This is a genomic window from Niastella sp. (assembly GCF_045805085.1).
Classification (GTDB): Bacteria; Bacteroidota; Bacteroidia; order Chitinophagales; family Chitinophagaceae; genus Niastella.
Map to the genome: position 1 here is coordinate 1 of NZ_JBJMLX010000387.1, position 13,742 is coordinate 13,742.

Sequence of the window (13,742 nt, forward strand, 5' to 3'; positions counted from 1 at the left end):
ACATTGATAACATCTCCATATTAAAAGGCGCTTCGGCGGCTGCGTTGTATGGTTCAGATGCTGTTAACGGTGTAGTGCTCATTACCACCAAAAGCGGAAAAGGTAAAAAGGGATTCAGAGTTGATTTTGCTGCCAATTACAGTGTGGATAAGGTAGCCTACTTACCCCAATTGCAGGATGTAAGAGGGCCCGGCGCCCCCTGGCATGTAAGTAAAGGAAATCAGGATTCTACTACCGGGTTCGTTTGGTATGATCTGGATGGTGATGGTGTAAAAGAAACCAGGGGTAATACCAGCCATACCATCAACTTCGGACGAAAATTCGACGGCCAGCCTACCATGGGTTGGGATGGTATTATAAGACCCTATGTAGCACAGAAAGATAACTACAAAAATTTGTTCCAAACCGGGCATAATTCAAGTGTGAGTGTTTCTATGTCGCATTCTGATGAAAATTCGAATGTGCGTTTTTCTTTAACCCGTCAAACCAATGAAGGTATTAGTCTTGGTGCAAAAAATGCCAAAAACATAGCGAATTTTAATAGCAGTTTCAGGTTAAACAAGCGGTTCTCTACCGATGTAATGGTGAATTATATCAACCAGAAAACCAATAACCGCCCTTACAGCATCGACCGTTTAATGAACAATTTTACCGGTATGATGAGCCGGTTCGATAATGGCGACTGGTATCTGAACAAATATAAAACAAGCCGGGGATATAAGGCTGTACAAGGTGCTGCTACACAAAGTGTAACGCCTTCGGAAAATATCATTTACCCTGGTTATAAACCTGACATAGCAGATTATCTTTGGCGGGTTAAGGAATTTAATGAAGAAGAATTAAACAACCGCGTAATAGCCAGCCTTACCAATAACTGGCAGATCATCGATGATCTAAAGTTACGTGCAAGAATTGCTACCGACTTTACTTCGCAAAGATCAGAGACAAAAAAAACCACTGAAATACCATTGGTTTACCAGCAACCGATAAATGATGGAACCCAGGGGGGAAGTTTTGGCCTCTCTACTTATTTAAATACCATAGTGTATGGCGATCTGCTGTTGACCTATACCAAAAAAATAACGCACGATGTAGAAGTGAACGTGATGGGCGGTTATACAGCCCAGAAAGAGAACACGACTGCAACGCAGCGGGAAACCAATGGCGGTTTATCTGTTGAAAACTGGTTCGATCTGGCTGCATCTGTTACTAATATGAACTACAGTCCTGATTGGAACTACAGGAGAAGACTTGTAAAGGATGCGTTTATTGGAACCCTTAATGCTAATTACAAAGGTTATCTGTTCCTGGAAGGTACTTTGCGCCGTGACCGCACTTCTACAATGAATCCTAATAACAACAGCTTTGTTTACCCTTCTGTAAACTCAAGTTTTGTAATATCAGAGGCATTTAATTTGCCTTCTTTCATCAGCTTTAGCAAGCTACGTGGTTCGTGGGGCATAGTAGGTAACTATCCGGAAACTTACCTGGCCAATATCGCGTATAACCAAACTTCATTGGGGGTACAGCAAGCGAATGGTACACCGGTTATATACACTTATCTTCCTACAGCCTTTGGTAATGATGCCATCAAACCCGAACAAAAGCATGAAATTGAATTCGGTCTTGAAAGTAAGTTCTTCCATAACCGGTTAGGGCTCGATGTTTCCTATTATAATGGTCAAATCGTAGATCAGATATTACCTATCACAGTTGCCAACAGCACTGGTTACAATTCAGTGCTTACCAATGTGGGTACCTTAAGAAATAAGGGTATTGAAATTGGCCTTACCGGAACACCTGTATCTAAAAAAGATTTCAGATGGGATGCAGGTATCAATTTCTCCTTCAACAAAAACCTGGTTGAAAAACTGACCAATGGATCTAACCAGCTGATCCACCAGGATTACGACGGTAACGCAGCCCAGTTGATTTCGAAAGTAGGGCAGCCAATGGGTGATTTTTATGCGCACCCCGTTGCTACCGATAGCAAAGGCGCAAAGATGGTTGGTCCCGATGGATTGTATTTGCTGAGCGACAGTTTAACAAAAGTGGGAAATGCCATGCCTAAAGTGGTGGGTGGTATTTTCAGCAGCTTTAGCTACAAGTCATTTACTTTGGATGTACTGGCCGATTTCCGGTTTGGCGGTTACGTAATGCCTACCGGTATTAACTGGATGACCAGCCGTGGATTGACGAAAGAAAGTTTGGGGCATATGGATAAAGATCATGGCGGTCTTACCTACTATTACGATGAGTCAAAGCAAATGGGTATTCCAACGAATGCAGCTACAGGACCTAAGGGAGAAAGAGTATACGATGATGGAATGTTGATGGAAGGGGTAACTGCAGATGGCAAACCAAATACCAACATTATATCCCAGGCTTATTACTACTGGAATACATATAACTGGGGTGGCCCTCAATACAGTTCTTCACGGTATGAATTGTATATAAAGAAAAATTCGTACATAAAAATGCGGGAAGTAAGTTTAAGTTATAGCATTCCTGTAAAACTGGCGAATAAAATAGGCGCTAATAAATTGCAGTTATCGGTATTCGGACGCAACCTGTTCTATTTCTACCGCACTTTGAAGAATATGGATGCAGAACAAACGACTGCAGGTTCAAGATGGTTTCAATCGCTTACCAATGTTGGTACCAATCCATCGACAAGAACCTATGGTGTAATGTTAAGAGCAGGTTTCTAAATCGTATTAACAATTATAAAGATCACTAAATGAAAAAGATATTGCTTATTACGGTAGTGGTAGCGATTGGTTTTACCGCCTGTAAAAAGAAAGACTTCGAAGACAGTTATGCGGATCCCGGAAAAATATCAACTTCTACGGTTGATAAACAATTTGCAGGTACCCTGGTTAGCCGTATGTGGACCAATACTGATAAAGGTAACCATGGATATGTTGTTCCTCAATACTGGAATTATTTTGTAGTACTAAGAACAACTTTGTTGCACTATACCCAGGCTGTTGGTTGGGAAAACAGCGATAACCAGTATGTTCCGGGGTCAGCTTCGATTAGCGACAATTGGAAAGATTATTATTATTTCCTTGGGCAGTATCGCGAGTTGGAAAAGATCTATTCAAAATTGTCGGCCTCTGATCAGGCTGATAATCGTATATATATGATCGCAGCCGCTATCTTTCTATACGATCAAACGCAAAAAATGGTAGATCTGCACGGTGATATTCCCTGGTCTGAGGCAGGAAAGTTAAGTATCAATGGTGGCAATTATTCAGCCTCTTCAGCCAAATATGATGATGGAGCAAGTATCTATACCACAATGCTCGATGACCTGAAGGGTTTTGCTGATGAGTTGAATTCTATAAATGTCCCGGCTTATATTCAGAAAAAGTTCAGCACGCAGGACCTGATCAATCTTGGGAATATTACACTTTGGAAAAAGTATTGCAATTCACTGCGCCTGCGAATATTAACAAGGGCATCTGGCTCATCGGCCTTTTCATCACGCGCAAGCAGCGAAATAGCAACCATTCTTTCCTCTCCGGCCAAATACCCGGTTGTTGCTTCAAACAGTGATAACATTAAGGTGGCTGTATTTGACCTGAGTTCGGATATCACTGCTAAAAGTTTCAAGGATGGATTAGAAGGTGATGCAGGAAGGATCAGTAATACTGCCGGTAAAGTGATGATCGATCATATGAAGGCCAATGGTGATCCGCGGTTAAGGGTTATGTTCCAACCCGGCGATAGCGCCAAAGGCGTGTATACGGGTGTAGATGCTGTGGGCGACAGGAGCGCTCAGGATGCAGCAATAAACAGGGACTCCAAAATAGCTCTTTATAACCGGTCTACTGTAAGCCGTAACCCATACTTCCCCGGTATATTGATCAATGCCGCTGAAGTAAGCTTTCTGGCTGCTGAATACTATTTAAAAACAGCTAATCTTTCAGCCGCTAAAACCGCCTATGAAACCGGTATCAGACAGTCTGTTGAATATTATTACTGGATCAGGACATTAAGTAATGACGCCTCATCGGGACCGCTTACCCCAACAAATGCTGCCGAGGTCAATGCATACATTGCTTCTACAGGAGTGAATTGGGATCTGGCGCTCACTACCGCCGATAAATTAACATTGATAGCTACCCAGAAATGGATACACTACAGTGTTGTGCAGCCGCACGAAAGCTGGGCCGAGCTCAGAAGACTGGATGCCCCCGCATTAAGTTTTGAAGTTGACAACGCCAACAATATTATAAAACAACCACCGGTAAGATGGTTTTATCCTACATCTGAAAGCATATACAATAAAACCAATTATGATGTTGTAAGTTCAAAAGATAATCTTACCACCAGAATTTTCTGGGACGTAAAATAAGTTTATTATTAAGTGTTGAGAGTTCCCGCCCCGATATTCTTATCGGGGCTTTTTTATTTATATTAAGTTTCAATTGCTTAAATTGACCCATCAATACCATTAACATGGAGATCATTATTGTAACACTACTGGTTGCCTTGCTGCTGGTAGCCATCATTACCATGGTATTTGCCTGGCGCGCTATGGCTGCCAAAAACAATACCGACTGGATGGCCATAAAATATAAAATGGAAAACCTGTTGGGAGAAATTGCTCGCATTGAAACGGCCGTAAAGCAGGAGATGGTGACCAACCGGCAGGAAACCAGTGATAATACGCAACGGATACGATCAGAATTAGCTGCCTCCTTAAAGAACTTTGGCGAGCTCATTAACCAAACGATGGCCAGCGCCACTACGGTTCAAAAAGATAATTTCTTTGCTTTATTAAGTAAGCAGAGTGAACAAAATAATGCTACCTCCCTTCGGTTAGATCAAATGCGGGAAACGCTGGAAAAGAAAATGGCCGAGCTGCAAACCGGTAATGAGCGCAAACTCGATGAAATGCGTGCAACCGTTGATGAAAAATTGCAAAAGACGTTGGAGACCCGCCTGGGCGAATCGTTTAAACTCGTAAGCGAAAGACTGGAAGCGGTACATAAAGGATTGGGCGATATGCAGCAACTGGCCACCGGGGTGGGCGATTTAAAACGCGTGCTCTCGAACGTAAAAACAAGAGGCGTGTTGGGCGAGTACCAGTTGGAAAGCATCCTGGATCAAATACTTACCATTGACCAATATGGGCGCAACGTAAAAACAAAAGAGGGTTCCAATGCATTGGTGGAATTTGCCATAAAAATGCCCGGCCGTGGTGATAAAGATAAATCCCTGTGGTTACCTATTGATTCAAAATTCCCAAAAGAAGATTTTGAAGCATTGATGGATGCCTATGATAAAGCATTGCCTGAGTTAGTGGAAGAATATAGGAAGAGTTTTATAAAAGGCATCCGAAAATGTGCGCTGGATATCAGCAGCAAATATGTTGATCCGCCCAACACAACCGACTTTGCGATCCTGTTCTTACCATTCGAAAGTTTGTATGCCGAAGTGTTGCGCACACCCGGTTTGTTTGAAAGCATTCAACGGGAATATAAGATCATCATTACTGGCCCTACAACGTTATCGGCATTGCTGAATAGTTTGCAAATGGGTTTCAGAACACTGGCTATTGAAAAACGGTCAGGAGAAGTATGGCAATTGCTGGGCGCCGTAAAAACCGAGTTTGGCAATTTTGGCGGTATTCTGGAGAAAACGCAGAAGAAGTTACAGGAAGCCAGTAATGTAATTGAACAGGCTGGTGTAAGATCGAGAGCGATTGAAAAGAAACTGCGGGCGGTGCAGGAGCTGCCAAAGGAAGACGCTGTTGCCTTAATTGGAAGATCGAACCCATTGGATGTAGAAGACGATCGCGAGTCGGAAAATGAGGAGTAAGAAAAAGTAAAGCCGGATTTTGCGATTTCTCCGGCCTTACGTTTAGAAAATCTTAACAACTGTTGCTCCTCGATGCATGTAGGGTTACTACACTAGATTATTAACAGCTTGCAATATACGCGAAAATGGAGGTGGCCTACTACTTACCGGTAGTAAGGTCAGGTAAATATTTATCCACTCTTACATTTACTAATGTAATGATCGTTATTTTAAGATAGTGCGCTCGTAAAAGCCCTATAGTGTACTTGCCGGTAACTATAAAAGGGTGAGATTTTTGGCTTTATAAGCCTGCAACTCATTGCTATCGGGCGGCAGTTCGGTAATTAAATAATCGATCTCGTTTACATCGGCGATCTTCATTTGCATTACCGAATTCATTTTTTCCGAAATGGTCAGCACGGCAACTTTATCAGCTGCATTGATCATGGCTTTTTTAACCTGGATGGTTTCCCAGTCAGAATCGGTTAAACCGCTGTTGGTGTCAATTGCATTAATGCCCAGTACACACAGATCAGCTTTAATATTACTGAGGTATTGAAATACTTCGCCGCTTACGGTCATTTGGCTATAGGTAGAGATTTGCCCGCCGATCATAATGGTTTTTATCATCGGTTTATCAAGCAGTTCAACGGCTGTGAGCACATTCACCGTAATGAATGTGGCGCGTAAACCAGGAGGGATCTTTTTAATAAACTCTCTGATGGTAGTACCACCGCCGATCAGTACGATCATATCTTCCTTTAATAACTGCAGGGTTTTATCGGCAATGATCTCTTTCTTTTGTTGCGAATAAGTTTGCGATTCATGCCCAATATGGTAGGCCGCAGACATTACCCCGCCTTTTATTCTTATCACCTGGCCTTCCTCGGCCAATTCATTCACATCCCGCCGGATGGTATCCTCCGATACGTCTATCAGTTTTACCAGGTCGGTAAACATTAAACGGGTATGGATGTTCACCTGTTTAATGATCAGTTTTTTCCTTTCCTTTTTTTGCAAGGCTACCGGCGCCGGCGTATTTGGGTTATTGTTTGCCATAATCTATTAACACATTAATGAGATTGGTACGTCTTCAATTGACAAAATTCAAACTTTTAACACGAAATAAGTAAGCTTATTCAAGGGATGCAACATTTATTTTTCAAAAAGTGATTGCAGCCGCCAAAATTAAGATACCCTCTATTCTGCAATCTTTGCAATAATACAAAGATTGCAAATATTTTGCAAAGATAATTCCGCCTTTCCGCAACTTCAAATAATTTACAGAATTGCTCTACTATAAATTGATTATAAACAGTTTATAAAACATTATGTGTTTAATGTCTCGATGTCATTATAAAATGCCTTTATTTAAGTATTTGCAGAAATAATTCTAGTAATTGCAAATTATTTGCAGTTCGTATTCTTTTTGTTATTAAATTGTATCAGAAATCGCAACGTAACCAAACATTTCTACTCAACTCAAATGCTTATGAAACGAGTCAAAACTCTTGCTTCGGGCAGTCTGCTGCTATGTTTTCATCTCTTTTTCTCACTCACCGGCCTGGCGCAATCTGCCCTGTTAAGAGGGGTGGTAAAAAATGAAGCTGATCAAACAGGCATCCCTAATGTCACCGTAACCCTCACATCCGGTAAAAGTTCCTCCTCCACTACCACTGATCTGAAGGGTAATTTCGCTATGAACATACCGGCCAGCCTCCAGTCTTCCACTTTTCAATTATCTGTTAGTTCTGTAGGCTATGAAAAAAAGCTAATTACCATTGACCCGGGTCAGGCGTCAGTCACCATTACTTTAAAAGCAGGCAGTAGCGATATGCTCGATAATGTGGTGGTAACCGCGTTAGGCGTGAAAAAAGATCGCAAAGCGGTTGCCTATGCAGTAACTGAAGTAAAAGGAAGCGAATTCACCCAGGCTCGTGAAAACAATATTGCGAATGCATTGTCTGGTAAAATTGCCGGGGTAAATGCGGCGGGTCTGTCAACGGGTCCGGGCGGTTCAAGCCGGGTTACCATTCGCGGTAATGGCTCCATGATCGGTGACAACCAACCCTTATATGTAATCAATGGTATGCCGCTCGATAATACCGTACCTGGCGGCGCGCCAACGGTAAATGGCATCACCAGCAACGTTGATAAAGGCGATGGCATTGCAGGCATCAATCCAGACGATATTGAATCTATCACGGTGTTGAAAGGCGGTACGGCCGCAGCCCTGTATGGTTCACGCGCCAGTAACGGGGTAATTCTTATCACTACTAAAAAGGGCCGGGCGCAACACGGTATTGGGGTTGAATATAATTCCACCCTCACCATGGAGAATGTAGCCGTAATCCCCGATTATCAATATGAATATGGCCAGGGGCTCGATGGTGTTATGCCCACCACTTTGTCAGATGCACAGGCATCGGGAAGAAAATCATGGGGTGCACCCATCGACGGTTCTACCAATTATATGGGCGTAGATGGAAAGACCCACCCTTATGTAGCCCAGAAAAAGAATTTGCAGAATTTTTATCAAACCGGTACCACTTATACGAATAGCCTGGCATTTGCTGGTGGCAGCGATAATTTCAACTACCGCTTCTCCATGGCAGACCTCAACAGCAGAGGTATTTTACCAAGCACAACCTATAAACGAAAAACCTTCAATGTGGCCCTCAATGGCAAGGTGGGCTCCAAAATAAATATCGAAGCGCTGGCGCAGTACAACCTGGAACAGGGACATAACCGCACCGGTGCGGGCGATGCATTGGGTAATCCTAACTGGACGCCCCTTGAAATTGCCAATACCGCCGATGTACGCTGGATAAAACCCGGTTACGATTCTGCCGGTAATGAAACCATTTGGAACGATGCCGCCATTGCTTCCAACGGTTATTTTGTGATTAATAAATGGAAAGAAGATGATGTGAAGAACCGCTTTATTGGCCAGGCGTCTATTTCTTATGAGCTCATTAAAAACCTGATTGTAAAAGGGACCGTAAGCCGTGATTTTTATAATTACAATTACACAAACGTGCTGCCAAGCGGCGCCCTGTATACCCCGCTGGGCGAATATGTGGGGTTGAAATCAGACCTGTCTGAAACAAACAGCATGTTGAATGTTACTTATAGAACCGAGTTCGCGCAGAATTTTGGCCTGAGCGCCATGGTAGGGGCCAACTCGCGTAAGTTTGAAAATAAGGAACAGAATATTACCGGTAAACAATTTATTATTCCATACTTCTATAGTGTTTCAAACTTAGCTTCTTCTACTATCAGGCCGGTGACGCAGCGCTCCACTACCAATTCGGTGTTTGGTTCAGCCGATCTGGATTTCAAAAACCTGTTTTTTGTAACCTTCACGGCGCGTGAAGACTGGTTCTCTACTTTAAGTCCAAAGAACAATCATATCTTTTATCCCAGCGTAGGTAGCAGCCTTATTCTGTCCGATGCATTTGAAATGCCAACCTGGATCACCCTGGCTAAATTACGCGGTAGCTGGGCGCAGGTAGGTGGTGGCGCACCTGATCCCTATGCCATCAATCTTTCTTATAGCAATGTGGCCAGCGCAGGCCAGCCCCTGCTGAACGTAACGCAGGATGTAAATTCACAAAACTATATCCCTAATCCCAATCTGAAACCTTATACCTCTACTACCTATGAAGGCGGTCTTGAATTGCAAACATTCAACAACCGGTTAGGCCTCGACTTTACTTATTACAACCGTCAAACCACCAACGACATTGTAAAAACAACTATCTCTGGTACTTCGGGCTATAATTCCGTGATCATGAACGTTGGCGAGTTAAGGAACAGGGGTATTGAAATACTGTTGACCGGTAAACCGGTCAGTACCGCCAATTTCAGCTGGAATGTAAGCTACAACTTTGCCTATAACGAAAGCAAGGTAGTGGACCTGGCGCCTGGATTAACTTCTGTACAAATAGCCAACTCCGTTGGTAACTGGGCCTTTTTACAACACATAAAAGGACAGCCGTATGGAACCATAGTGGGCACCACCATGAAAAAAGATGCCCAGGGCAATGTGATCTATAACAGGGGCAATCACCTGCCGGTAATGAGCGACCTGAAGCCACTGGGTAATAGCGTGGCGCCTTATACTATGGGCATTACCAACGAATTCCATTATCATAATTGGGGGTTGAACGTTTTACTCGATGGAAAATTCGGTAACAAGATCTTCTCCGTTTTCGAAGTGTACGCCACCCGTATGGGTAAGTTGAAAAGCACCCTGCCTGGCCGTGATAAAGGCCTGGAGTTGAAAGGTGTTGATCAAAACGGGGCGTCGTATGATACCACCATTACGCAGGCCGGTGGGGTATTGCGCAACTACTATGATAATTACAAGGTGTATTCTGATCTGTTCCTGCATGATGGTAGTTTCATCAAACTGCGTCAGGTAATATTATCTTATAACATCCCGGTAAGCAAAATAAAATTGGCGAAGATCCAGGCAGCCAGCATTTCATTTGTGGCCCGCAACCTGTTCATCCTGTACAGGGATACCAAGAACTTCGATCCTGAGCAAAGCTTTACCAATAGCAATGCACAGGGCTTTGAATCGATCGGATTGCCGCGTACCCGTTCATATGGCATGAACCTTACCATTAAATTATAATTACCCAAACGAAGAACAATATGAAAAATATAATTAAATATGCAGGTGGTTTATTGGGGTTGATGGGCATGGTGTCACTGCAATCGTGCGACAAGAACTTTGAGAGCATCAATACCAATCCCGAAGCTACTGCTAAAGTATATCCCCAATACATGTTTACAAAAGCTGAATATGATGGTACCAGCAATATGTTGAATTTTCTGTTGGGCACTATGCAATATACCACCAGTTATAACGATGTGGCGGGTTTTGGTTCAAAGTATAATGCAGCCCAGATCTCACAAACATACCAGGCATTCAATGATGCCTATCCGAAAGAACTCAACGAATTGGGCATGGTGATCAAGAGCGTTAAAAATGAGCCTTCTCAGGTGAATCTGTATGCAGAAGCCAGGATCTGGCGGGTATATTGTTACAGCCGTCTCACCGATCTGTATGGCGACATCCCATACTTTCAGGCCGCGTTGGGCAATGATTCTTTTGTCTTTAAACCAGCATACGATCCGCAAAGCGCTATTTATGCCGATCTGTTAGCAGAACTGGATGCAGCAGCGAAAAGCCTCGATGCATCTAATAAAACAACTTTTGGCGCATCCGACCTGATCTATAGCGGTGCTCCTGATAAGTGGAGGAAGTTCGCCTACTCCTTAATGTTGCGGCTGGGTATGCGCATGACAAAAGTAGATGCCAATGCCGCCAAAAACTGGGTCACCAGGGCCATTGCCGGTGGCGTGATCACAGATGATGCCGACATTGCCAAAATGAGTTATTTGGCCACTGGTCAGGACATCAATAAAAACCCGTTGGCGTTGAACCTGTGGAACAGCGATTACATTGCCCAGGATGGTAATAAGAATACGGAAGGTGGCAAGTATCAGGATGTATTTATTTCTTATTTGAAAAGCACCAACGATCCCCGGTTACCGATCATGGCTGTTGTATGGAATAACAAGGTACCCGATACCTCGGTAACGCTGGCGAAAGGCATGCCGGCCACCCTGGCCAATGCCAAGCCTGCTAATTTTATTACGTATTCCGAACCTAACCCTAAAACGCTGTTGTTATTGAATTCGCCGCGCCTGTTGTTTACCGCTGCAGAATCATATTACCTGTTAACTGAAGCTGCTTTGAGAGGCTGGTACAGTGGCGCTACTGCCAGCTCCCTGTATCAAAACGGTATTCAGGCTGCTATGCGGCAATGGGCTATTATTGGTGGTAAGGATGGGACTGTTGCTCAAACTTCTATCGACAATTATGTAGCGGCGAATCCGCTTAACACGGGCGGTACGCTCGACGATCAAATGAAACAGATCTATACCCAATTCTGGGTGAGCATTTTTCCTGATGCGCAGGAAGTGTTTGCCAGCTTCCGCCGTACCGGTTACCCCGCACTGGTACCCAATAATTATGCGGGCAATGCAACCGGGGGTAAGTTCTTTAGAAGGATGTTGTATCCGACTACAGAGCAAACCCTCAATGCCGACTCATACCAGGCTGCTATAACCCGGCAGGGAGCAAACGATCTGTTAACCCATATCTGGTGGGATAAATAATTAAAGAGTTCTCGTACATTACAAGTAGGTTTTAAGTGTAACAAAGAGGGCATGTCTATGCCCTCTTTTACTAAGTATTCAAAAAAGAAAGAAGTTGCATGAAAAGATTGATCGTTGTTTTGATCTGTATCGTTCAATATATAATAGCCTGGGCGCAGCATGATGTAGTGAAAGATGGGGAAGCCAGTGATTACAACCTTAATAAACCGGAGCGCGAAGAATGGTTGCGCCATGCAGCAGGCGGTTTGTTTATTCATTTTAGTGTAGATGCGCAGTTGGGTATTGTTATCAGTCATTCGCTGGTAGGCGCTTCAGCTGATTATGTGAATCGTTATTTTAACGAGCTGCCAGCAACATTCAATCCAGCCAGCTTCAATCCCAAAGAGATTGCTACCCTGGCCAAACTGGCCGGCATGAAATACATCATGTTCACTACCAAACACCATTCGGGGTTTTGTATGTGGGATACGAAGACAACCGGTTTCAACATCATGAATACGCCGTACCATAAAGATCTGTTGAAAGAATTTGTAGAAGCTACGCGCAAGGTGGGTTTGCAGGTAGGTTTTTATTTTTCACCGGAGGATTTTCATTTTCTGCATTCTCATAACATGCTTATCAGTCGGGATAATGTGGTAATGAGCAATGCGGTAAAAAAAGAGTTTGACAAATTCACCCGGGCGCAATGCGAGGAGCTGATGACCAACTATGGAAAGATAGATCTGCTGTTTATTGATGGGGAGCCGAAAGAAGTAGTAAAGGCCACTTGCTGGAAATTGCAGCCAGACATCCTGATAACCAGAGGCGCATTAAAAACAACCGAGCAAATGTTGCCGGGTGTAACTATTCAAAAACCCTGGTTGTCGTGCATTACCATTGGTACAGCCTGGCAGTTTCAACCAACCAATGAAAGATACAAGTCAGGCACCACGCTAATTGAATTACTGATTGAAGCGAGAAGCAAAGGCGGCTCATTATTATTGAATACCGGACCCAAACCGAATGGTGAGATGGTTGCCGATCAGGAAGACAGGTTGCGGGAACTGGCAGCCTGGTATTTTATAAACAGGGAAGCGGTTGACAGTGTGCACCCCTGGGTCATTAGCCGCGAAAAGAATATCTGGTTCACTACAACGGCCAACAAGCAAACCCTGTATGCCATTGTTACCGGTTTGCCGGGCTGGGTTGAAGGGGAACAAAAAAACTTTACGCTCCATTCAGTAAAAGCAACGGCGAATTCGAAAATCAGTGTGCTGGGACAAAACGGCATTATCCAGGAATACAAACCTGGTAAAAACGTGAGCCCATCTTTTAAGCAAACAGATACCGGTTTAGTAGTAACAGTGTTCCGTACCCAACGTATTTACGATGATCACAAATGGCCCAACCCGATAGTTATTAAAATAGAAAATATACAACCTGCCATTGAATCCGTACAGGTGGTAACGTTAGACGCCCGTTCATCCTCAACAGGCATGGTATTGTTAGGCAAAGTGCTAAACTTTAAACCCCTGACGCCCATGAAGGCGCTATTTTATTACCGGCCCTACCACGGACAGATCGAAGACCTGTATACGGGACCCTGGATAAGATCGGCAACCGTACTCATTGATAAAAATGGAGATTTCACCGGCACGATCAATGGTTTGAAAAAAGGACAGCAGTATGAGTACAAGGCGGTAGCGGAGTATAGCGGGATTGAATTGGAAGGAGATAAAAAATTATGGCATCCCTAA

The 13,742-nt window shown here is 43.6% G+C and carries 7 protein-coding genes; 6 read left to right on the forward strand and 1 reads right to left on the reverse strand.

From position 1 onward, the window contains the following. The 3 genes from ACJ751_RS19755 to ACJ751_RS19765 all read left to right on the forward strand — a co-directional run. A partial coding sequence (locus ACJ751_RS19755) for a SusC/RagA family TonB-linked outer membrane protein (RefSeq protein ID WP_407747243.1) occupies positions 1-2,711 on the forward strand: 2,711 nt, incomplete at its 5' end. Positions 2,712-2,740: 29 nt separating this feature from the next. Next, positions 2,741-4,363: a SusD/RagB family nutrient-binding outer membrane lipoprotein gene (locus ACJ751_RS19760; protein ID WP_407747244.1), complete on the forward strand. Its 1,623-nt coding sequence runs from the start codon at positions 2,741-2,743 to the stop codon at positions 4,361-4,363. Between the two features lie 104 nt (positions 4,364-4,467). Beyond that, positions 4,468-5,832 (forward strand): DNA recombination protein RmuC, encoded by a 1,365-nt coding sequence (locus ACJ751_RS19765; RefSeq protein WP_407747245.1) that lies wholly within the window; start codon positions 4,468-4,470, stop codon positions 5,830-5,832. A gap of 255 nt (positions 5,833-6,087) precedes the next feature. On the opposite strand, the gene ACJ751_RS19770 is transcribed toward ACJ751_RS19765, so the two are convergent. Then, positions 6,088-6,870 carry a DeoR/GlpR family DNA-binding transcription regulator gene (locus tag ACJ751_RS19770; RefSeq protein ID WP_407747246.1) on the reverse strand — a complete coding sequence of 261 codons (783 nt, stop codon included), beginning with the start codon at positions 6,868-6,870 and terminating at the stop codon, positions 6,088-6,090. A gap of 433 nt (positions 6,871-7,303) precedes the next feature. Between ACJ751_RS19770 and ACJ751_RS19775 the strand changes: the two genes are divergently transcribed. The 3 genes from ACJ751_RS19775 to ACJ751_RS19785 all read left to right on the forward strand — a co-directional run bounded on the left by ACJ751_RS19775 (position 7,304) and on the right by ACJ751_RS19785 (position 13,742). After that, positions 7,304-10,453, forward strand: coding sequence for a SusC/RagA family TonB-linked outer membrane protein (locus ACJ751_RS19775; protein ID WP_407747247.1), 3,150 nt, complete (start codon positions 7,304-7,306; stop codon positions 10,451-10,453). 20 nt (positions 10,454-10,473) lie between these two features. Next, positions 10,474-12,006, forward strand: a complete 1,533-nt coding sequence (locus ACJ751_RS19780; protein ID WP_407747248.1) for a SusD/RagB family nutrient-binding outer membrane lipoprotein — start codon at positions 10,474-10,476, stop codon at positions 12,004-12,006. A 98-nt stretch (positions 12,007-12,104) separates the two neighbouring features. Further along, entirely contained in the window at positions 12,105-13,742 is a 1,638-nt protein-coding gene (locus ACJ751_RS19785) for an alpha-L-fucosidase (RefSeq protein WP_407747249.1), read from the forward strand.